The following is a 22,866-nucleotide window of genomic DNA, read 5'->3' as shown; positions in this document are numbered from 1 at the left end:
ATGATTGACAATACTGCCTATATCCATCCTTCCTCCATTGTTGAAGAGGGTGCGATTATTGGAGCCAATGTGCGTATTGGCCCTTTTTGTTATATTGGCGCGAATGTTGAAATTGGCGAAGGCACTGAGCTGAAATCTCACGTTGTTGTTAATGGCCATACTAAAATTGGCCGCGATAATGTCATTTTCCAGTTTGCTTCAATTGGTGAAATTAACCAAGACTTGAAGTACCAAGGCGAACCAACTCGTGTTGAAATTGGTGATAGAAACCGCATTAGAGAAAGCGTAACGATCCACCGTGGTACCGTCCAAGATACTGGCCTAACAAAAGTGGGTGACGATAACCTATTGATGGTTAACGTGCATATAGCTCACGATTGTATCATTGGTAATCGCTGCATTATTGCAAATAACGGAACCCTTGGTGGCCATGTCACGTTAGGCGATTACGCGATTATAGGTGGCATGACTGCGGTTCATCAATTTTGTAAAATTGGTGCTCATGTTATGGTTGGTGGTTGCTCTGGTGTGGCGCAAGATGTGCCTCCTTATGTTATCGCACAAGGTAACCATGCAACACCATTTGGCTTAAACCTTGAAGGTTTAAAACGTCGTGGTTTTGAAAAAGAATCACTTCATGCTATTCGTAATGCATACAAGACGTTGTATCGTTCAGGTAAATCATTAGAAGAAGCACGTGAAGAAATCGCAGAAGCGGCAAAAGTAAACGAACATGTTAAAGTGTTTAGTGATTTCTTAGAAGATTCTGCACAATCTAAGCGTGGTATTATCCGTTAATCACAAGGTAATGTGCTTAACGTGACTAGGCCTTTATTAAGGAGCGAATTTCGGTGATTGATAACCGTCCACTTACTATTGGCCTTGTTGCCGGAGAGACATCTGGTGATATTCTCGGTGCGGGGCTTATTCGTGCACTTAAAGAACAAGTGCCTAATGCGCGCTTTGTTGGTGTGGCAGGTCCGTTGATGCAAGCTGAAGGCTGTGAAGCTTGGTACGAAATGGAAGAATTAGCCGTGATGGGGATTGTTGAAGTTCTCGGCCGGTTACCTCGCTTATTATCCATTCGTAAAGACTTGACCCAGCGTTTTACGCAGTTACAACCCGACATTTTTGTTGGGATTGATGCCCCTGATTTTAACATCACTCTAGAGGGGCGCTTAAAAGCGAAAGGCATTAAAACCATTCATTACGTTAGCCCTTCCGTTTGGGCATGGCGCCAAAAGCGCGTATTTAAAATTGGTCGCTCCACTCATTTAGTCTTAGCATTTTTACCCTTCGAAAAAGCGTTTTACGATCGTTTCGATGTACCTTGTCGCTTTATTGGCCACACGATGGCGGATGCGATCCCGTTGAACCCAGATAAACTTGCTGCGCGAGAACGCCTCGGCATTCCCGAAAATGCAAAATGCCTCGCATTATTGCCTGGAAGTCGCCATTCAGAAGTCGAAATGTTGAGTGCCGATTTTTTACAAACGGCGCAAATACTCCAACAACGCTTCCCTGATTTGCACATTGTGGTACCGTTAGTTAATGCAAAACGCCGTCAGCAATTTGATACCATAAAAGCCACTGCTGCGCCTGAATTATCTGTGCATATTTTAGATGGGCAAGCCCGTGATGCGATGATAGCGGCGGATGCTACGCTGTTAGCATCGGGAACCGCAGCCCTAGAGTGCATGCTAACTAAATGTCCTATGGTGGTTGGTTACCGAATGAAACCATTCACTTTTTGGCTTGCTAAGCGCTTAGTCAAAACCCCGTATGTTTCCTTGCCAAATCTGCTTGCTGAAAAAGAAATTGTCAAAGAACTGCTGCAAGAAGAGTGTCAGCCAGAAAAACTGGCGCAGGAACTGCTTCCATTACTGGAAGGGGGGGAGCGAGTTGATGAATTAAAAGAAACTTTTTTACATCTGCATCAACTCATTCGTTGTGATGCAGATAAACAAGCTGCACAAGCAGTACTCGATTTGGTTAGAAATTAATGGAATTTATATATCCTAAAGCCAACTTAATTGCTGGCGTTGATGAAGTCGGACGCGGGCCATTAGTGGGAGCAGTAGTCACCGCTGCGGTGATCCTTGACCCGAATAACCCGATTGCAGGGCTCGCCGACTCTAAAAAAATCAGCGAAAAGAAACGTGAGAAATTGTTCGACGAAATTAAAGAAAAAGCGTTGTGCTGGTGTATTGGTCGTGCAGAACCTGAAGAAATTGATAAAATAAATATATTACATGCGACGATGTTAGCCATGCAGCGTGCCGTTGCAGGGTTATCTATCGTTCCTGAATTTGTTTTAATTGATGGCAATCGCTGCCCTGAACTGCCAATGCCTTCACAGGCGGTGGTCAAAGGCGATAGCCTTGTGCAAGAAATAAGCGCAGCATCCATTTTAGCGAAAGTGGTACGGGATAGGGAGATGGTTGAGCTGGACAAAGCATTTCCAGAATATGGCTTTGCAAAGCATAAAGGCTACCCAACCGCATATCACTTAGAAAAATTGGCGCAGTATGGTGCAACCGAATTCCATCGTAAAAGCTTTGCTCCTGTGAGACGAGCTTTAGACAGTCAAAAATAGGTATTTAATCGATGGCATCACCTCGTTTTATTCATTTGCGTGTGCACAGTGACTACTCAATGATTGATGGGCTCGCTAAAACAGGCCCATTAGTCAAAAAAGTCGCGGCGATGGGCATGCCTGCCTTTGCAATTACGGATTTTACTAACCTTTGTGGGTTAGTCAGATTCTACGGTGCTGCTCATGGTGCAGGGATCAAGCCGATCATCGGTGCTGATTTTTATGTTGAAAGTGAGTTATTAGGCGATGAAATCTCTCACCTAACCGTTCTCGCTCGCAATAATGAAGGGTATCAAAACCTGACTCTGCTGATTTCAGAAGCTTACCAAAAAGGTTATGGTGCAATTGGGCCAACGATTAAGCGTGAGTGGCTAGCAAAGCACAAAGATGGGCTTATTTTGCTCTCTGGTGGGCGTAAAGGGGATGTCGGGCAATTTCTCTTGCGCGGCAACCAAGCTCTTGTAGACGAATGTCTTGAATTTTATGAAACGCATTTTCCAGGTTGTTATTACCTTGAGTTAGTGAGAACAGGCCGCCCCGATGAAGAAAGCTATCTTCATGCTGCCGTCGAATTGGCGACAAAAAAAGGTTTACCCGTCGTTGCGACTAATGACGTCTGCTTTATTGAAAGCAGCGATTTTGATGCCCACGAAATTCGTGTCGCCATCCATGATGGATTCACGCTTGCCGACCCAAAAAGACCAAAAAACTATAGCCCTCAGCAATACTTACGTACAGAAGAAGAAATGTGCGAGCTTTTTGCCGACATTCCTGAAGCATTAGAGAACAGTGTAGAGATTGCTAAGCGTTGTAACGTGACTATTCGTCTTGGTGAATACTTCTTACCGCAATTCCCGACAGGGGATATGAAAACCGAAGATTTCTTGGTTATGCGGTCAAAAGAAGGGCTTGAAGAACGCCTTGAATTTTTATTCCCTGACGAAAAAGTGCGTGCAGAGAAACGTCCTGAATATGATGAGCGTCTGGACATTGAACTTAATGTTATTAACCAAATGGGCTTCCCTGGTTACTTCTTGATCGTGATGGAATTTATCCAATGGTCAAAAGATAACGGTGTTCCTGTTGGGCCTGGAAGGGGGTCTGGTGCGGGGTCATTAGTGGCTTATGCCCTTAAAATAACGGATCTTGATCCATTAGAATTTGACTTACTGTTTGAGCGTTTCTTGAATCCTGAGCGGGTTTCAATGCCTGACTTTGACGTCGACTTCTGCATGGAAAAACGTGACCAAGTTATTGATCACGTGGCGCAAATGTATGGTCGTGATGCGGTATCACAAATTATTACCTTCGGTACGATGGCGGCAAAAGCGGTTATTCGTGACGTAGGGCGTGTCCTTGGGCATCCTTATGGCTTTGTAGATAGAATTTCTAAATTAGTTCCTCCTGATCCAGGAATGACATTAGAAAAAGCTTTTGAAGCAGAGCCTCAGCTTCCTGAAATTTACGAAGCAGATGAAGAAGTTAAAGCGTTGATTGATATGGCGCGGAAACTTGAAGGGGTGACTCGAAACGCAGGTAAACACGCTGGTGGTGTGGTTATCGCACCAACAAAAATTACTGATTTTGCCCCACTGTATTGTGATGCAGAAGGGAATAACCCCGTTACACAATTCGACAAAAACGACGTTGAATATGCTGGGTTAGTGAAATTCGACTTCCTTGGTTTACGGACGTTAACGATCATTAACTGGGCGTTAGAGATGATTAACGCTCGTCGAGCTAAGAAAAACTTAGAACCAATTGATATTGCAGCGATTCCATTACACGACCAAAAAAGTTTTGATATGCTGCAACGTTCTGAAACCACGGCGGTGTTCCAGTTAGAATCCCGTGGAATGAAGGACTTAATTAAGCGGTTACGTCCTGACTGCTTTGAGGACATGATCGCTCTGGTCGCGTTATTTCGCCCTGGTCCTTTGCAATCAGGCATGGTAGATAACTTTATCGACCGTAAACATGGCCGTGAAGAGATTTCATACCCTGATGTACAGTGGCAACATGAATCGTTAAAACCTGTTCTTGAGCCAACTTATGGTATTATTTTATACCAAGAGCAAGTTATGCAGATTGCGCAGGTTCTGGCGGGTTATACTCTTGGTGGCGCGGATATGCTGCGCCGAGCCATGGGTAAAAAGAAACCAGAAGAGATGGCGAAGCAGCGCTCTGTTTTTGAAGAAGGCTCAATCAAAAACGGTGTTGATGGCGAACTGTCGATGAAAATCTTTGACTTGGTAGAGAAATTTGCTGGTTATGGGTTTAACAAATCGCATTCCGCAGCGTATGCATTGGTTTCTTACCAAACACTGTGGTTAAAAGCACACTATCCTGCTGAATTTATGGCCGCGGTAATGACCGCAGATATGGATAATACAGAAAAAGTCGTTGGTTTAGTTGATGAATGCTGGCGAATGGGCTTGAAGGTATTACCGCCAGATATCAATAGTGGCCTTTATCACTTCCATGTGAATGATGAAGGTGAGATAGTTTACGGAATTGGTGCCATCAAAGGGGTAGGGGAAGGCCCAATTGAAGCCATCGTCGAAGCTCGCCAACAAGGTGGGATTTTCAAAGAAATTTTTGACCTTTGCGCCCGTGTTGATATTAAAAAAATTAACCGCCGCGTGATGGAAAAGTTGATCATGGCAGGGGCGTTTGATCGATTAGGCCCTCACCGTGCGGCTTTGATGTCTTCCCTTGAGGATGCACTTAAAGCTGCTGATCAACATGCGAAAGCTGAAGCGATTGGCCAAGCAGATATGTTTGGGGTATTAGCTGAAGCGCCAGAGCAAGTGGAAAGCTCGTACGCAAGCGTGCCAAAATGGCCAGAACAAGTGGTGTTGGATGGGGAAAGGGAAACCCTAGGCTTATATTTAACAGGCCACCCAATAACGCGATACTTGAGTGAAATTGAACGCTATACTAATGGCCTTAGATTAAAAGATGTGAACCCAACCCCTCGTGGTCAAGTGACAACTGTGGTAGGTTTAGTACTTTCAGCTAAAGTGATTACGACCAAGCGTGGGAATAGAATAGGTATCTGCACGCTTGATGATCGTTCTGGTCGTCTGGATATTATGCTATTTTCAGATGCACTTGATAAATACCAACATATGTTGGAAAAAGACAATATCCTGATAGCCACTGGTCAGGTCAGCTTTGATGATTTCAATGGTGGTAATAAAATGACAGTGCGTGAGTTAATGGACATTAGTGAGGCAAGGGAGAAATATGCACGCGGACTTGCGATTTCACTGTCAGATAAACAAATTAACGATCAATTACTGAACCGGTTGCGCAGTGCGCTTGAACCTCACCGTTCGGGTACTATCCCGGTTCATCTGTATTACCAGAAGGACGATGCCAGAGCCAAGCTTAAATTTGGCGTTGTTTGGCGTGTGACACCCGTGGATCCCCTTCTGAACGATCTTCGAACTCTGCTGGGTAGTGAGCAGGTAGAATTAGAATTTGACTAAAATAGGAATATTATGAGTCTGGATTTTCTTGATTTTGAACAGCCAATTGCGGAATTAGAGGCAAAAATTGATTCTCTAAAAGCCGTAAGCCGTCAAGATAACAACTTAGAGGTCAACCTTGATGAAGAGGTTGCTCGTTTACGTGAAAAAAGTGTTGAACTGACACGTAAAATTTTCTCTGATCTGGGGGCTTGGCAAATTGCTAAACTCGCTCGTCATCCTCGTCGTCCTTATACACTGGACTACATTTCTCGCATTTTCACGGACTTCCAAGAATTAGCGGGTGACCGTGCTTATGCTGACGACAAAGCCATTGTCGGTGGTTTGGCGCGTTTAGAGGGTCGTCCAGTGATGATTATCGGGCACCAAAAAGGGCGTGAAACGAAAGAAAAAATCCGTCGTAATTTTGGTATGCCAGCCCCTGAAGGTTACCGTAAGGCGCTGCGCCTGATGGAACTGGCTGAGCGTTTTAATCTGCCTATTATCACTTTCATTGATACTCCAGGGGCCTATCCAGGTGTTGGTGCAGAAGAACGTGGTCAATCCGAAGCGATAGCACGTAACCTGCGTGAAATGTCACGTTTATCTGTACCAGTAATTTGTACTGTCATTGGCGAAGGCGGCTCTGGTGGTGCGTTAGCCATTGGTGTGGGTGATAAAGTGAACATGCTGCAATACAGCACTTATTCCGTTATTTCACCTGAAGGTTGTGCATCCATTCTGTGGAAAAGTGCAGACAAAGCCCCATTAGCGGCTGAAGCGATGGGGATTACAGCACCGCGCCTGAAAGAACTAAAACTGATTGATAACGTTATTTCTGAGCCTTTAGGTGGTGCACATCGTAACTACGATGAAATAGCCGCACATCTAAAAGCACGTATCACTGAAGACCTTAACGAACTGGAAATTTTAGATGCGGATGCATTAAAAGACCGTCGTTATCAGCGCTTGATGGAATACGGTTATTGCTAATTTCTAGCAAACCCTATATTAGATAAAACGGGAGTTCGCTTTTGCTAACTCCCGTTTTTTATTGAACATTATCAATATTCACTACAAATAATAAAAAATAGGTATGGCAGTGCGACAATATAATTATTTAATTTATGCTTTTTCTTGCGTATTGATTTGGAGCTTTATCCCAATAGTTTCACGCTTTGGGCAAAATGGGATGGATAGTTTCCAATTTCTATTTTGGTCAAACCTTATTTCGGTCATTGCCGTTATCTCGGTGGCACTGGCATCAGGCTATACACCTGCCAAATTGTTGATTTTACCTAGAGATATTTTAGGCAAAGTCTTTGTTCTTGGATTTCTTGATTGTCTTTTCTATTTGTTATTGTACTACGGTTATTCCATAGAAAATGGTATCGCTGTTTTGGTGATCCAATATAGCTGGCCACTAATAATTATTCTTTTATCGGTAATATTATTAAAAGACAGATTGTCGGGGCGGCAAATTGTGGGGGTTGTGGTTGGTTTTATTGCCGTTATTATCACGTTTACTAAAGGGCAAATTACCCAATTGCATGTGGATAACCCAATAGCATTATTGTTAGTGTTTAGTGGTGCATTTTGCTTTGCTTTAATGTCAGTATTTTCACGCCAATATTCTATTGATCCGTATATTAGCACAGTCTGGTTATTTATCTTCTCGACATTGACTTCGTTGGTTCTCCTATTGTCATTTAGTGAAATGCAGTTGCCATCGCAAGGTACATTTTGGCCGACGCTGATTAATGGGGTACTTATTAATGGTGTGTCTTATATCTTGTGGTTTAAAGCAATGAATACGGGGAACTCAACAAAAATTGCCTCAGTGGTATTTTTATCACCTGTATTATCTGTGTTGTGGTTAGTTTTACTTTTAAGTGACCCATTTGAAATCGCATATATTATTGGGGTTATGTTAGTGATTATTTCAGGCGTTTTATGTGTTGGTGCAAAACGCCGCAATCAGCAATAGCTAAAAAGGGCGAATGAATGGAACAGATATCATCCATGGTCATTGAGCGGGTACGTGAAAAAATTGGTGATTATAAAAAAATACTGGTTGGGTTTAGTGGTGGAATTGACTCAACAGTATTGTTACATGCCCTTTGCCAGCTCAAGAAAAATAATGACTCATCACTAATTATTCGTGCTATCCATGTCCACCATGGCCTAAATACTAAGGCAAATGCGTGGGCGCAGCATTGTGCACAGCTATGCCAACAATGGGAGATTCCTTTTGTCTGCCGCCCTGTTTTCATTGATCCTAGTGAAAAAGGTATCGAGGCCGCTGCGCGGGATGCTCGTTATCAGGCTTACCGTGAAGAACTTGATGTTGATGAAGTGTTGGTGACAGCTCAGCATCTGGATGACCAAGCAGAAACATTTTTATTAGCTTTAAAACGTGGAAGTGGCCCTGCGGGGTTATCATCAATGCCTGAATCTCTGCCCTTTGTTACGCAACAAGGGCAAACACAATTGTTGCGCCCATTATTAACCGTCGGCCGTATCGATTTAGAAGCTTACATGCAAGAGCAGCAATTACCTTGGGTGGAGGATGATAGCAACCAAGATGATCGTTATGACCGCAATTTTCTTCGGTTGCATATTTTACCCCGTTTAACTGCCCGTTGGCCGCATATGTCCAATGCCATTGCTCGAAGTGCATTGCTATGTGCGGAGCAAGAATCCTTGCTGGATGAGTTATTGCAAGAAACGCTTGAAGGTATGATTGATTACCGAGGTGGTTTATTTATTGATGAATTACAGCACTGTTCTTCGGCGAAACGTAACGCGTTGATTCGCCGCTGGATTGGGCTGCATCAACTCCCGATGCCACCATTTAACCAGTTAGAGCGTATTTGGCAAGAAGTGGCGCTAGCCAGACAAGATGCTGAACCTGTTTGCCGTCTAGGGCAGGTTGAAGTCCGCCGTTACCAAGGTGTATTGTGGGTAGTTCCACGTGTTGAAAACTTGGTGGGACAGCAATATGCGTGGTCATATCCCGCTTCGTTTGAATTACCTGGATCACTTGGGCGACTACAGGTTATGGAAGGGCAAGGGCAAATCCGTCCTCCAGAGCCAGATGAAAAAGTGACTGTGCGTTTTGGTTTGCAAGGCACTCTTAATATTGTGGGGCGGCACCGTTCAAGAAGCAGTAAAAAAATATGGCAGGAACTGGGCATTGCGCCATGGATGCGGGAGCGTATTCCACTGATTTATTACAATGATCAACTGATTACGGCAGTGGGTTGTTTTATCACACCTGAAGGGTTAATGAATGATGAATTATTGGGGATTGCAATAGATTGGCAGCAGGAATCGAGATTCCAGTTAGCCTTATAAAATAAGAAACCCCTTATGACTGTGACCATCATAAGGGGCAAGAAGAACTCAAATTGTGAGTATTAGTGAGAGTGGTCGACAACAATTGTGCCGATTTCAGGATGACTGAAGGAATTAATGCAATCCAGTCGTAGCTCCTTGGTTCCTTCATGTGTTTCAACAATCAGGTACTCGACTTTTTTTCGTAGGAGCAAATCACTAGCTTGCCCTTCAATATTCTCGCCGTCATTAAGTTTTATTTGCAACTTCAACTGACGTTGGCATGCAATTTCTAGATATTCGTAATCATCACAATTGATAGGTTGATATTCAGTATCTGTAGACATATTCCCTCACCACTGTGTTAGTGGCGGTTATTGCCGCCTTGAACATATTGTATCAAGCAAAAAAAATGCTTAGTACGATAATAGCATAGTAATTTTAATAACTATAATCGCTACTGGATGAAAAAGATAATTCTTATTCATCAAATTAATGCGTGGTATTTTTTATCAGTTATGTCTGAATTATGTTACTGTTTCCACTCTTTTATGGCTTGAGATGCTATGATGTTTAATATTGGTAAACGAGTTAAAAACGAATGATTTCAAGGGAATTATCATGAAAAAAACACTATTATTAGTCTTAATGGCGGTTGGTACAGTGGCATTAGCAGGCTGCCAAAGTAGTGCGCAAAATACCAATACAACGCCAGTTGATCAGGTCTATACTGGGGTATTACCTTGTGCAGATTGCTCAGGCATTGAAGCAACATTGTTAGTTAACCAAGATGGCAGTTATGTAGAACAATTGATTTACTTGGGAACAAAAGACGGCAATAGCGGCTTCCATGAAGCAGGCAAATGGAACCTTGAAGGTAATAAGCTCCGTACTACTAATCCGAAAGGTGAGAATACCTTTTTTGCTAAAGCCGACAATGGTGAGTCCGTCACTTTGCTGGATTTAGAAGGAAACCCAATTGAAACGGAACTGAACTATACGCTAAACCGTGTTCAGCCAAGTAAAAAAATAGGGAAATATCGCTATATGGCGGATGCCGCAGTATTTACAGAATGTGATACAGGGCGTCAATACTCAGCATCTGGTATTGAATTAGAAAAAGCCTATAGGGAAACAGGGGTTGACGGTGGAACCCCTGTGTATGTTGAGGCTGAAGGTTATTATACCGTTCGTCCATCAATGGAGGATGGCCAATTTGACTCTGCATTCGTCCAAACAGGGCAAATTAAATTCGATAAAACGGCGTCTTGCAAATAATTTAGATTGCATTTTCTTCCTAAAAAGCTCAGTAGAAATATTGGGCTTTTTTTATTTAACGTCTTAAAATTCCAATAAAAAATCACCTCATCTATTTTTCACTCCTTCACATACTCCTTTTTTGATATCAGTATAACTTTTTTATTGTCGCAAAATATTTGCGTATTTTGTGAAGGTTGTCATGGCGATTGGTCAATCAGGAGCAATTAGTGATAACAATGAAATATCGTAAACTAAGGGAATTCCGTATACTCCATTCAACTAGAAATAATTTTAATTTTTAGTTTGTTGATTTAAGAAAAGCCGCAAGTCTGTAAAAAAATTTATAAATCTAAGCGGTAACTAAAAAATAGAACGAATCAAAGGATAAGGAATGAAGAAGAAAAATATCTATTTATTTTGTTCTGCTGGCATGTCGACTTCATTGTTAGTCAACAAAATGAGGCAACAGGCAGAAAAATACGATGTACCCGTCAACATAGAGGCTTTTCCTGAAAGCTTAGCAAGTGAAAAAGGTGTTGATGCAGATTTGGTTTTACTCGGTCCACAAATTGCTTGGATGTTAACGGATATTCAAAAAATACTGCCAAATAAACCTGTCGAAGTGATTGATTCATTGTTATACGGCAAAGTGGATGGACTTGGGGTATTAAAAGCAGCCGTTGCAAGCATAAAAAAACAAACAGCAAATTAACATTAGAGAGCTACCTCTACTCAATAATAACTCCATCAACCTTAGTGCTATTCATTGCAGATTAGCCTATTCAGAATGGAGCACACTCAAAAAATCGAGGGTATTTTTATGAGTCTTGTTATCACTTCGCTTGAAAAGGTACTTCTGCCCTTCGCAGTTAGATTGGGGAAGCAACCTCACGTTAATGCAATAAAGAATGGTTTTATTCGTATTATGCCACTGACATTAGTCGGGGCAATGTTTGTATTAATTAATAATGTGTTTTTAAGCTTTGATGCAGGGTCGTTCTTCTACTCATTGGGCGTGAGATTAGAACCATCGACAATTGAAACTTTAAATGGATTTAAAGTGATTGGGGGGAATGTGTATAACGGGACACTAGGTATCATGTCCCTCATGGCGCCCTTTTTTATCTCGATGGCATTAGCTGAAGAGCGAAAAGTTGACCCATTAGCCGCAGGACTACTGGCTGTTGCTGCTTTTATGACGGTGACACCTTACGAAGTGAATGGTGCTTATGCCGTTGGCGCGAATTGGTTAGGTGGGGCAAATATCATTTCGGGTATTATATTAGGGTTAGTGGTTGCCGAAATGTTTGCATTTATTGTACGCCGTAACTGGGTGATTAAATTACCTGATAGCGTGCCTCCATCTGTTTCTCGTTCATTCTCTGCACTTATTCCTGGTTTTATTATCTTATCAATAATGGGGATTGTGTCATGGGCGCTTTCTAGCGGTATTAGTACAAATTTCCACCAAATTATTATGGATACGGTGTCGACTCCTCTTGCATCAATGGGGAATGTCGTTGGTTGGGCCTATGTGGTATTTACGTCATTGCTGTGGTTCTTTGGTATTCACGGTTCACTCGCCTTGACAGCCTTAGATAGTGGGATTATGACGCCATGGGCACTGGAAAACGTCTCATTATATGCGGAGTATGGTTCGGTCGATGCGGCAATTGCTGCGGGTAAATCTTTCCATATGTGGGCAAAACCAATGCTTGATTCCTACGTCTTCTTAGGTGGAACAGGGGCAACATTAGGGCTGATCATTGCCATCTTTATTGCTTCACGTCGTGCAGATCACCGGCAAGTTGCAAAATTAGCGTTACCAGCGGGTATTTTCCAAATAAATGAGCCGATTATTTTTGGATTACCTATCATCATGAACCCAGTTATGTTTATTCCATTTATTCTGATTCAGCCTTTATTGGCGGGAATAATGGTAGCAGCGTATTCTTTAGGGATTATCCCACCAGTGACCAATATTGCACCGTGGACAATGCCAACAGGTTTAGCAGCCTTCTTTAACACCAATGGAAGTATTGCCGCTTTACTACTTGCTTTATTTAACCTTGGTGTTGCTGTTCTGGTTTATCTACCATTTGTGGTGATTTCGAATAAAGCCCAAAACACGATAGATGAAGAAGAAAGCGAAGAAGATATTGCCAATGCACTGAAGTTTTAAAAAACGGAGGAGCTTGCTCCTCCCATTTAAGTAGAGATAAAAAAATGTTTGAACTCGATGATATTCAAGAAGATGCAGCTAACGAATTAGAAGAAGTTGTCATGGGCTTAATTATTAATGCAGGGCAAGCAAGAAGTTTAGCCTATACGGCATTAAGAAAGGCCAAAGAGGGGGACTTCACAACGGCAAAAAGTTTAATGGAGCAATCTCACTCTTCTTTGAATGACGCACATAAAGTACAAACTCAGCTCATTGAAAGCGATATGGGGGAGGGCAGAATCAAAGTCAGTTTAGTCCTCGTCCATGCTCAAGATCATTTAATGAATGCTATGTTAGCTCGCGAACTGATTACAGAATTAATTGAGCTACATGAAAAATTAAACCGTTAAAAGGGGATAATGATGCAGACACTGATGAATAGAACCGACACTAATGCTGAAATTAAATTAGTTCAAGAAAGTGAACTGTTTAACAATAAAACCTTTCATGTCTTTATTTATAATAAAGTTGAGAGTGCAAGTGGACTGCATCAACACGACTATTATGAATATACGATTGTATTAACGGGTCGTTGTTACCAATTTATTAATGGAAAGAAAATATTATTAGAGCGCGGGGATTTTGTTTTTTTACCTATTGGTTCATATCACGAAAGTGCTTATGACTTTGGTCCAACTAGAATATTAAATGTTGGAATTAGCAAATCATTTTTTGATAAACATTATTTGCCATTATTGCCAAGCTGTTTTGTTGCATCACAAAGCTACCCACTAAAAAATGAATTTATGGCTTATATTGAGTCCGTCATCGCCTCTTTAAATTTCAGAGATAGCGAATTTAATGAGTTTATTGAATTAGTCACGTTTAATGTCGTCAATCGATTACGTCATTTTCGTGAAAAAAGCCTGCAAGACGATGCTCCTCAATGGCTTAAAAACACACTTGAAGACATGCATGATATTGCGATGTTCAGTGAAAGTGCGCTACAAAATATGATCACTATGACGGGGAAATCACAAGAGTATCTAACGCGGGCGACAAAACGTTTTTATGGTAAAACACCAATGCAAATTATTAACGATATCAGAATTAATTTTGCTAAAAAACAATTAGAAATTACCAACTATTCGATTACCGATATTGCATTTGAGTCTGGTTACAGTAGCCCAAGTTTATTTGTGAAAAAATTTAAAGAATTAACCTCACTGACGCCGAGTGATTATCGTAAAAATTTATACAGTGTTGAGCAGAAAATGGTGGGTTAATTAGCATTAATTAAACTAAGCTTCAAAACGTTCTTAATTAAAAAATTCAAGCATAACCATCTTTTCTAATAAAGATGGTGTGTCTTTCTATGTCTATTGTATAAGGTTCTATGAGGTTAATATGACTCAGAAGTTAAAAGTTGTCACGATTGGTGGCGGTAGTAGCTATACACCTGAATTACTCGAAGGTTTTATTAAACGTTACCATGAACTTCCGATCACTGAGTTATGGTTGGTGGATGTTGAGGAAGGCAAAGAAAAATTAGAGATTATTTTTGATTTATGCGAACGCATGGTTAAACATGCAAACATTCCATTAAAAATAGTGAAGACATTGGATCGCAAAGAAGCACTTAAAGATGCTGATTTTGTGACTACGCAATTAAGGGTCGGCCAATTAAAAGCTCGTGAATTAGATGAGTCTATTCCATTAAAACATGGTTATTTAGGCCAAGAAACCAATGGTGCTGGTGGATTATTTAAAGGGCTGCGTACAATTCCAGTTATTTTTGACATTATTAAAGATGTGGAAGAAATCTGCCCTAATGCATGGGTGATTAATTTTACTAACCCAGCAGGGATGGTGACAGAAGCGGTTTACCGGCACACTAACTTTAAGCGTTTTATTGGTGTGTGTAATATACCGATTGGCATGAAAATGTTTATTACAGATGTTCTTAATCTGTCAGATAACGATGAGTTATCCATCGACTTATTCGGTTTAAACCATATGGTTTTTATCAAAGATGTGATTGTTAATGGAGTTTCTCGTTTTGATGAGCTATTAGATGGTATTGCGTCAGGTACGTTAAGTGCCAACTCAGTAAAAAACATCACTGACCTTGCGTTTGACGAAGGGCTAATTCGCAGCTTAAATCTGATCCCTTGTTCTTATTTACTGTATTACTTTAAACCAAAAGAAATGTTAGCTATCGAGCTTGGTGAATATTATAAAGGTGGGGCTCGAGCTCAAATCGTGCAAAAAGTAGAGCATCGGCTATTTGAACTTTATAAGGATCCATCACTTGATGTGAAACCTAAAGAGCTTGAGTTACGTGGCGGAGCTTATTATTCGGATGCAGCTTGTGAAGTCATTAACGCGATCTATAACGATAAAAATACGGAGCATTACGTTAATATCCCACATCAGGGGCAAATTGATAATATTCCTGAAGATTGGACGGTGGAAATGACTTGCCTACTTGGGCGTGATGGTGCGAAACCGCACCCACGAGTAACGCATTTTGATGATAAAGTACTTGGCTTAATTTATACCTTAAAAAACTTTGAAGTTGCTACTAGCCAAGCCGCAGTCAATGGTCAGTTTAATGATGTATTACTGGCGATGAATTTGAACCCGTTAATTCACTCCGATAATGATGCGCGTTTAATTTCGAAAGAACTACTTATCGCCCATAAAAAATACCTGCCGAACTTTGCGAAAGCAATACAACAAATTGAGCAGGAAGGTTAATGAGTTAAATAGCTTATAGAATTAAGGGAGAACAAATGGCTTCATTACTTATTGTGAATGCTGATGATTTTGGATTATGTGAAGCCGTTAATTACGGGATTATTGAATCTCATCGTAATGGGGTTGTTAATTCAACGAGTGCAATGATGAATATGCCTGCCATATCCCATGCGGCTAAATTAAGTCATGAAAATCCGAATTTAGCGGTGGGAATGCATTTTGTTTTAACGGCAGGTAAGCCTTTTTCATCAATGCCGACTCTCAGCCGTGATGGAATGTTGGGTAAATGGCTGTGGGATATCGATATCAATGATTTGCCTTTGTCTGAGATTGAACAAGAACTGAATCTGCAATATCACAAATTTATTGAAATTTTTGGCCAAAAGCCCAGCCATATTGATAGCCATCATCACGTGCATATGATTGAAGGAATTTTCCCAATAGTCGTGGGTTTTGCACAAGAACAGGGAGTTGCATTGCGTGTAGACCGCCAATTAGAAAAAAATTGGCCGCCATTGTCATATCAAGTGGCAAGCACTGACTGTTTCAGTAGTGAGTTTTATGGTGATGAAATTTCAGAAGCATTGTTTTTGAAGATTATTGATGAAGCCAAAGCACAGGGCCATCATTCTATTGAGGTCATGAGTCATCCCGCTTTTATTGATAATGCGTTATTAAAAAGCAACTACGCTTATCCACGTTTAAATGAGCTAGAAGTATTAACATCGGAAAATTTAAAATCACAAATAATAGCACGTGGTTTTAAAGTTGGTTCCTACCGAGATATTTAAAGAAAAAGGCCCAAATTCAATATGATTGGAATTTGGGCTCTATTTTTTGGCTTTTAACCTAACTTATTTGCCGAGCTTACCTTTAAGGAAACTAACGACATTTTCTAAGCCAACCAATTCTTTATCATCACTGCGGCGTGATTTATATTCAATCTGGTTGTTATCTAAGTTACGGTCACCAATCACGATAGTGTATGGAACGCCAATCAGCTCCATATCCGCAAACATCACACCTGGGCGTTCTTTACGGTCATCAAAAATCACATCAATGCCGTTTGCTTTTAAGTCTGCATACAGTTTTTCAGCGACTTCTTTAACGCGGTAAGATTTGTGCATGTTCATTGGCAAAATTGCAACTTGGAAAGGTGCAATTGCATCTGGCCAAATAATCCCACGTTCATCATGGCTTTGCTCAATAGCTGCGGCGACGATACGTGTTACACCAATACCATAACAACCCATGGTGACGATTTGGTTGTGGCCTTCTTCGTTCTGTACAGATGCTTTCATCGCTTCTGAGTATTTGGTACCTAATTGGAAAATATGACCAACTTCGATACCACGTTTAATTTGTAGTACACCTTTACCGTCTGGGCTTGGATCGCCTTCGACGACATTGCGTAAATCATAAGCTTCAGGCAATGCTAAATCACGTTCCCAGTTGATGCCAAAGTAGTGTTTACCATCAACATTTGCACCTGCACCAAAGTCACTCATTACTGCAACACTGCGATCGATAACAATCGGTAGTGGCATATTGATCGGGCCTAGTGATCCTGGGCCTGCATTCACTGCATTTCTGATCTCAGCTTCTGTTGCAAACTCAAGTGGGCTAGCGACTAAAGGATGTTTTTCAGCTTTAACTTCATTCAGTTCATGATCACCGCGGATTAATAGTGCCACTAACGTATGACCTGAATCTTTTTCGGCATGAACAATGAGAGTCTTAACTGTTTTCTCAACAGGTAAGTTAAATTGCTCAACCAACTCAGCAATTGTTTTTGCATTTGGTGTATCGACTAAACGAAGCTCTTCGGTTGGTGCCCCGCGTGGCGAGGTTGGTGCTAATGCTTCGGCAAATTCGATATTTGCAGCATAGTCAGACTCAGTGGAGAAAATAACGTCATCTTCACCGTTTTTCGCTAACACTTGGAATTCGTGAGATGCACTACCGCCGATTGAGCCAGTGTCCGCTTGAACCGCTCGGAAATCAAAGCCAATACGCGTGAAAATTTTGCTATATGCTTCGTACATTGCATCATAGGTTTCTTGCAATGATTCTTGGCTAATGTGGAAAGAGTATGCATCTTTCATAATAAATTCGCGTGAACGCATGACGCCAAAACGCGGGCGAACTTCATCACGGAATTTGGTTTGAATTTGGAATAAATTCAATGGCAGTTGTTTATAAGATGTGATTTCGTTACGCACTAAATCAGTGATCACTTCTTCATGGGTTGGACCAAGGACAAATGGGCGCTCACCACGGTCAACAAAACGCAGCAACTCAGGGCCATACTGTTCCCAACGTCCACTTTCTTGCCATAAATCTGCGGGCTGAACGACGGGTAAAGATACCTCGATAGCGCCTGCATTTTCCATTTCTTCACGGACGATGTTTTCGACTTTACGCAGAACACGCACGCCTGTGGGTAACCAGTCATACAGACCAGAAGCAAGTTTACGGATCATTCCTGCACGCAGCATCAGCTGGTGGCTGATAACTTCTGCATCCGCAGGGGTCTCTTTTAGAGTTGAGAGCAGATATTTGCTAGTACGCATTGTATAGGTTCCATTAGAACAACAAATTATGGCAAGCCGCTTGCTTACCAAAGTATATAGAGAGCTAGTCTACCAGTGACTGAGACTCGCCAAAAGGGGTTAACACGTTTTTTCATAGGGTTCGATAGCGAATACTTCAGTCACACCATTAAATACTCGCCAACGAATATTAAAATCTAATAAATGAACCGCATAGTCACGAATTTCAGTAGATTGTTTTTTATACGCAGGGCGAGGGTCTTGCATCAAAATTTGTTCAATAAATTGTTTTAGCGCAGGGTATTGGTGTTGATAAGACACTAATTGATTTTCAACGGCTGGCGTGAATATAACCTGCATATTATCTGAAGGTGCAGCCTGTGCATATCCCGCGGTAGCCTCTGGTATTGCCTCAGCAAAAGGTAAATAAGGCTTTATATCAATCACCGGAGTGCCATCAACAAAATCCAGGCTACCAAGCTCGAGTATAGCTTGGTTGTTTTTTATAGAAACCCCTTTTAATTCAACAAGGGACATACCAATTGGATTTGGTCTAAATGTTGAACGAGTTGCAAACACACCCATTTTATCATTACCACCGAGACGAGGTGGACGAACTAATGGTTTCCAGCCGCCTTTCATTGTTTGATGAAAAACAAAAATTACCCAGATATGACTAAACTGCATTAAGCCACGAACGGTATTCGCATCATTGAAAGGGGGATGGAGGTGTAGACGTCCTACACCACCTGGAACAAGCCCAGGTTGGCGCGGGATGGCAAACTTTTCTTTATATGGTGATTCGATATGACCAATAGTATCAAATTGAAAAGATTGCATATGACGGTTATTCAACAATTTTTAATGCGCTACCTTCACAAATCGTTGCTTGATAACAACCAGGAGCGGTCATTGTCTGGCATTGGTGCAAAAGGACGGCATCAGCAGCGATAAAAGCAGCTTGTGATAACATACTGTTTTTCGCTGTATTTAGATTTGCAGGGGGGCTTTGAACGCTTTCTCTGCAAGACTCGCCAGAAACAATACCTAAATCTTTGAAAGGCATCCCTAGGAGTTCTTCAGGACTATTCATTAATTTAACATTTGCTGTTTCTGGTTCTTCAGTCACACTCGGCACAGGCTTAGACAATTTCATACTCGTGAAACCTTTGTTTGCCCCTGGACTCGTGTATTGGTTAATCCCACACCCAGCTAACGTAAACGCTACTAAGGTGAGCAATAACAGTCTCATAAGTTATTACCTTTCTTATATGATTCAATAAAATATCGTTATTTTTATAGTCTATAAATTGCAAAAAATACCAGATGGCACGGAGCCATCTGGTATTTTAATCGTTTTTTTAATAATAAAAAAGATTACCAGCCTTTAACTGCACCACCATCAAAGACTTCGTTAGCTTTGTTAGCAACTTCATCTGATTGATAAGCTTGGATAAATTTCTTTACATTTTCGTTATCTTTATTGTCTTCACGGGCAACAATAATATTCACATACGGAGAATCTTTATCTTCAACAAATAAACCATCTTTTGCTGGCGTCAGTTTAGGTGTAGCGCTGCTTGCCCAAGTGGTGTTGATGATAGCTAAAGCAATTTTTTGGTCGTCAAGTGCGCGTGGTAACTGTGGCGCTTCTAGTTCAACAAATTTCAGATTTTTTGGATTCTCAACAACATCCAGAACAGTAGGCATTAAGCCTGTGCCATCTTTTAGTTTAATTAAACCTTGTTGTTGCAGTAGCAGTAAAGAACGACCTAAGTTTGTTGGGTCATTCGGTAATGCGATTTGTGAGCCATCAGCTAATTCATCAACAGATTTAATTTTTTTAGAATAAGCAGCAATTGGGTAAATAAAAGTATTGCCAACTGGCACTAACTTATAATTACGATCTTTAATTTGTTGATCAAGGTATGGCTTGTGTTGAAAGGCGTTTAAATCGATATCGCCTTTGCTTAATGCTTCGTTTGGCAATACGAAATCATTAAATGAAACTAGCTCAACATCTAAACCGTATTTTTCTTTAGCAACTTTCTGTGCGACTTCAGCAACTTCTAACTCTTTGCCCATGATCACACCAACTTTAATGCTGTTAGCATCTTTTTCTTTTTCGCCACAACCCGCTAAAACGAGTGTGCCTAATAGCGCGCCGACAACTGCGATAGATTTTAACTTAATAGACATTGGTAGTACCCCTTTCATACTGACTTTATAAGCACCCTAATGGCGCCGCTATTTTACTGACTATCGATGTGAAACTTTTTTCATTAAGTACTCGCCACCAAACTGGATTGCGTTTACTAAAATGACAAGAAGAACAATCACGGTATTCATCACAACAGGGTTATAGGTTTGATAACCATACTGCAGCGCGATTTGACCCAAACCACCCGCTCCCACTGCGCCGCCCATTGCTGAATAACCGACTAACATAATTAAGGTAATGGTTGCAGCATTGATCAGGCTTGGCATTGCTTCAGGGATCAATATTTTACGAATGATCTGAAGAGGCGTTGCCCCCATGGCACGTGCTGATTCAATCAAACCACTTGGAATTTCTAATAGCGCATTCTCTACCATACGTGCAATAAATGGCGCAGCACCAATGGTTAAAGGGACGATCGCGGCTTTTAAACCAATTGTTGTACCCACTAAAAATGACGTTAATGGAATAATCCAAACGAGTAAAATAATAAATGGTACTGAACGGAAAATATTAATTATAACGGCAAGTGCACGATATAAACCGACATTTTCCATCACTTGGTCTTTACGCGTAATATAAAGTAAAACACCTAATGGTAAGCCTAAAACAAAGCCTAAAAAGCCAGAAACAAAGGTCATTGTGATAGTGTCGATGGTGCCGTTAATCAGCAAATAAATCATTCTCTCAGACATAACCCAAAACCTCTACTTTCACGTGGTGCTCTTTCAAAAATTCAATTGTGGACTCAACACCACCATTAATGCCATGTAGCTCAGCTAGCATCACACCAAATTTTACGCCGCCTGCGTAATCAATCTGAGAGCTTAAAATATTAATATCAATATCAAACTTACGTACTGCCATCGAAATTAGCGGCGCATCAACGGATTGACCTGTAAATTCTAATTTCACTAATGGCGATAAATCTTTACCTGCCTCTGTACTCATACGCTCTTTATAGTCATCTGGAATATCAATAATTAATGTTGACTGAATAAAAGCCTGTGCAACAGGTGTTTTCGGGTGAGAGAACACTTCGCTCACTTTATCTTGTTCAATTAATTGACCACCACTAATCACTGCGACTTGGTCACAAATACGTTTTACGACATCCATTTCGTGAGTGATTAATAAGATGGTTAACCCTAAACGACGGTTAATGTCTTTTAATAGTTCTAAAATGGAACGCGTTGTTGCAGGGTCTAATGCGCTAGTCGCTTCGTCACACAATAAAACTTTGGGTGAATTAGCTAAAGCACGCGCGATTGCAACACGTTGTTTTTGCCCACCCGATAAATTAGCAGGGTAAGCATCTTTCTTTTCACTTAAACCGACTAACTCTAATAGCTCATCAACACGTTCTTTAATTTTTTCTTTGGGCGTATTGTCGAGTTCCAGTGGCAGTGCCACGTTATCAAAAACAGTGCGCGAAGATAATAAGTTAAAATGTTGGAAAATCATGCCAATACCGCGGCGTGCTCTCGTCAACGCTTTTTCTGTCATTAATGTTAAATCTTGCCCATCAACAACAACTTGGCCTGATGTTGGGCGCTCTAGCATGTTTACGCAACGAATTAACGTACTTTTACCTGCGCCTGAAGCACCAATAACGCCATATATCTGACCAGCAGGTACATGCAAGCTAATATCAGTCAGCGCTTGAATGCTACGGCTTCCTTGCTGGAAAACTTTATTTATATTTGAGAGCTTTATCATTTATGTTTTCTAACTTTTATCTGAATTGTTCTTTAGATAGTGTATCTAATATGGTTGGATGTTAAGGCGTCTAGACGTCTAAGTCAACAAAGATTGTGCGATTTATTCTATTCTCATTTCATTTCTTTTCGTGAGATACTAAAAAGATATTTGGTTTGAGGAGTAAACAGGTGAGTAACGGGATACCAGCAGTCTTTTTAGACAGAGACGGAACAATTAATATCGATCATGGCTATGTACATAAAATAGATGACTTCGAATTTATTGAAGGCGCTATTGAAGCCATGTTGGAATTAAAAAAAATGGGTTATGCATTAGTAGTTGTCACAAATCAATCGGGTATTGGTCGTGGTATTTATACCGAAGACCAATTTATGCAATTAACCGAATGGATGGACTGGTCACTTGCAGATCGTGGTGTTGACCTAGACGGCATTTATTTCTGCCCACATCACGCCGAGTCAGATGTTGAAGAGTATCAGCAAGACTGCAATTGCCGTAAACCAAAACCTGGCATGTTATTAGATGCTCAGTCTTTCTTAAATATAGATATGGCAGCTTCTATAATGGTCGGTGATAAACTCGCAGATATTTTAGCAGGTAAAGCAGCAAACGTTGGGGCGACAGTGTTAGTTAAAAGTGGCGAACCTGTGACAGAAGAAGCAATGAATAGTGCCGATTTCGTGATTAATAGCATTGCAGACCTGCCAGCAACGTTAAAAAGAATCAAAAAATAGTCATTTTGGGTGATAAGCGAGCAGTCAGAAAAAAGTTTTAAAAAAACACTTGCC

General features: G+C 41.0%; 22 protein-coding genes. 15 read left to right on the top strand and 7 right to left on the bottom strand.

Annotation, left to right across the window (positions count from 1 at the left end):
• From lpxA to tilS, 7 genes are all read left to right on the top strand, one after another.
• Positions 1–798, top strand: a complete 798-nt coding sequence (lpxA, locus tag PR808_RS17315) for an acyl-ACP--UDP-N-acetylglucosamine O-acyltransferase (RefSeq protein WP_206083757.1) — start codon at positions 1–3, stop codon at positions 796–798.
• A gap of 56 nt (positions 799–854) precedes the next feature.
• Complete coding sequence (gene lpxB, locus PR808_RS17310) at positions 855–2,003, top strand: lipid-A-disaccharide synthase (protein WP_272516358.1); 1,149 nt, start codon at positions 855–857, stop codon at positions 2,001–2,003.
• Positions 2,003–2,596: a ribonuclease HII gene (rnhB, locus tag PR808_RS17305; protein WP_206083758.1), complete on the top strand. Its 594-nt coding sequence runs from the start codon at positions 2,003–2,005 to the stop codon at positions 2,594–2,596. The genes lpxB and rnhB overlap by 1 nt, the downstream gene beginning before the upstream one ends.
• An 11-nt stretch (positions 2,597–2,607) precedes the next feature.
• Positions 2,608–6,090: a DNA polymerase III subunit alpha gene (gene dnaE / locus PR808_RS17300; RefSeq protein WP_272539784.1), complete on the top strand. Its 3,483-nt coding sequence runs from the start codon at positions 2,608–2,610 to the stop codon at positions 6,088–6,090.
• A 12-nt stretch (positions 6,091–6,102) separates the two neighbouring features.
• Complete coding sequence (accA, locus tag PR808_RS17295) at positions 6,103–7,062, top strand: acetyl-CoA carboxylase carboxyl transferase subunit alpha (protein ID WP_206083760.1); 960 nt, start codon at positions 6,103–6,105, stop codon at positions 7,060–7,062.
• A gap of 109 nt (positions 7,063–7,171) precedes the next feature.
• On the top strand, positions 7,172–8,056 hold the full coding sequence (locus PR808_RS17290; RefSeq protein WP_206083761.1) for a DMT family transporter: 885 nt from the start codon (positions 7,172–7,174) through the stop codon (positions 8,054–8,056).
• Positions 8,057–8,073: 17 nt separating this feature from the next.
• The gene (gene tilS, locus PR808_RS17285; RefSeq protein WP_206083762.1) at positions 8,074–9,426 is read left to right on the top strand and encodes a tRNA lysidine(34) synthetase TilS; all 1,353 of its coding nucleotides are present in this window, start codon (positions 8,074–8,076) and stop codon (positions 9,424–9,426) included.
• Between the two features lie 62 nt (positions 9,427–9,488).
• Here the strand turns inward: tilS and rof are convergent, their stop codons facing one another.
• On the bottom strand, positions 9,489–9,752 hold the full coding sequence (rof, locus tag PR808_RS17280) for a Rho-binding antiterminator (RefSeq protein ID WP_042848970.1): 264 nt from the start codon (positions 9,750–9,752) through the stop codon (positions 9,489–9,491).
• Positions 9,753–10,026: 274 nt separating this feature from the next.
• Here rof and nlpE point away from each other — a divergent pair, with 274 nt between their 5' ends.
• From nlpE to chbG, 7 genes are all read left to right on the top strand, one after another.
• A complete protein-coding gene (gene nlpE, locus PR808_RS17275) occupies positions 10,027–10,683 on the top strand; it encodes an envelope stress response activation lipoprotein NlpE (protein ID WP_206083763.1) in 657 nt (218 codons plus the stop codon).
• A 373-nt stretch (positions 10,684–11,056) separates the two neighbouring features.
• Positions 11,057–11,377, top strand: a complete 321-nt coding sequence (locus tag PR808_RS17270; RefSeq protein WP_206083764.1) for a PTS sugar transporter subunit IIB — start codon at positions 11,057–11,059, stop codon at positions 11,375–11,377.
• A 108-nt stretch (positions 11,378–11,485) separates the two neighbouring features.
• On the top strand, positions 11,486–12,847 hold the full coding sequence (chbC, locus tag PR808_RS17265; protein WP_272539783.1) for a PTS N,N'-diacetylchitobiose transporter subunit IIC: 1,362 nt from the start codon (positions 11,486–11,488) through the stop codon (positions 12,845–12,847).
• A gap of 44 nt (positions 12,848–12,891) precedes the next feature.
• Entirely contained in the window at positions 12,892–13,236 is a 345-nt protein-coding gene (gene chbA / locus PR808_RS17260; RefSeq protein ID WP_206083766.1) for a PTS N,N'-diacetylchitobiose transporter subunit IIA, read from the top strand.
• Positions 13,237–13,245: 9 nt separating this feature from the next.
• Complete coding sequence (gene chbR / locus PR808_RS17255) at positions 13,246–14,112, top strand: transcriptional regulator ChbR (RefSeq protein ID WP_272539782.1); 867 nt, start codon at positions 13,246–13,248, stop codon at positions 14,110–14,112.
• 121 nt (positions 14,113–14,233) lie between these two features.
• Positions 14,234–15,586, top strand: a complete 1,353-nt coding sequence (locus PR808_RS17250; RefSeq protein ID WP_272539781.1) for a 6-phospho-beta-glucosidase — start codon at positions 14,234–14,236, stop codon at positions 15,584–15,586.
• A 35-nt stretch (positions 15,587–15,621) separates the two neighbouring features.
• Entirely contained in the window at positions 15,622–16,377 is a 756-nt protein-coding gene (gene chbG, locus PR808_RS17245) for a chitin disaccharide deacetylase (RefSeq protein WP_272539780.1), read from the top strand.
• A gap of 63 nt (positions 16,378–16,440) precedes the next feature.
• On the opposite strand, the gene proS is transcribed toward chbG, so the two are convergent.
• The 6 genes from proS to metN form a co-directional block, all read right to left on the bottom strand.
• Positions 16,441–18,159: a proline--tRNA ligase gene (gene proS / locus PR808_RS17240; RefSeq protein ID WP_206083770.1), complete on the bottom strand. Its 1,719-nt coding sequence runs from the start codon at positions 18,157–18,159 to the stop codon at positions 16,441–16,443.
• A gap of 99 nt (positions 18,160–18,258) precedes the next feature.
• Positions 18,259–18,978, bottom strand: coding sequence for a tRNA (N6-threonylcarbamoyladenosine(37)-N6)-methyltransferase TrmO (gene tsaA, locus PR808_RS17235; protein ID WP_272539805.1), 720 nt, complete (start codon positions 18,976–18,978; stop codon positions 18,259–18,261).
• A gap of 7 nt (positions 18,979–18,985) precedes the next feature.
• On the bottom strand, positions 18,986–19,390 hold the full coding sequence (rcsF, locus tag PR808_RS17230; RefSeq protein ID WP_206083772.1) for an Rcs stress response system protein RcsF: 405 nt from the start codon (positions 19,388–19,390) through the stop codon (positions 18,986–18,988).
• Between the two features lie 125 nt (positions 19,391–19,515).
• Positions 19,516–20,337, bottom strand: a complete 822-nt coding sequence (locus PR808_RS17225; RefSeq protein ID WP_206083773.1) for a MetQ/NlpA family lipoprotein — start codon at positions 20,335–20,337, stop codon at positions 19,516–19,518.
• Between the two features lie 60 nt (positions 20,338–20,397).
• A complete protein-coding gene (metI, locus tag PR808_RS17220) occupies positions 20,398–21,051 on the bottom strand; it encodes a methionine ABC transporter permease MetI (RefSeq protein ID WP_206083774.1) in 654 nt (217 codons plus the stop codon).
• On the bottom strand, positions 21,044–22,075 hold the full coding sequence (metN, locus tag PR808_RS17215; protein WP_206083775.1) for a methionine ABC transporter ATP-binding protein MetN: 1,032 nt from the start codon (positions 22,073–22,075) through the stop codon (positions 21,044–21,046). Before metN ends, metI begins: the two co-directional genes overlap by 8 nt.
• A 170-nt stretch (positions 22,076–22,245) precedes the next feature.
• Here metN and gmhB point away from each other — a divergent pair, with 170 nt between their 5' ends.
• A complete protein-coding gene (gmhB, locus tag PR808_RS17210; protein ID WP_206083776.1) occupies positions 22,246–22,812 on the top strand; it encodes a D-glycero-beta-D-manno-heptose 1,7-bisphosphate 7-phosphatase in 567 nt (188 codons plus the stop codon).
• Positions 22,813–22,866 lie beyond the last annotated feature (54 nt).

This window comes from Providencia sp. PROV197 (genome assembly GCF_028479625.1).
In the GTDB taxonomy this organism is placed as follows: Bacteria; Pseudomonadota; Gammaproteobacteria; order Enterobacterales; family Enterobacteriaceae; genus Providencia; species Providencia vermicola.
The sequence above is the reverse complement of the archived record's forward strand: the minus strand, read 5'-3'. Positions and strand labels throughout refer to the sequence as shown.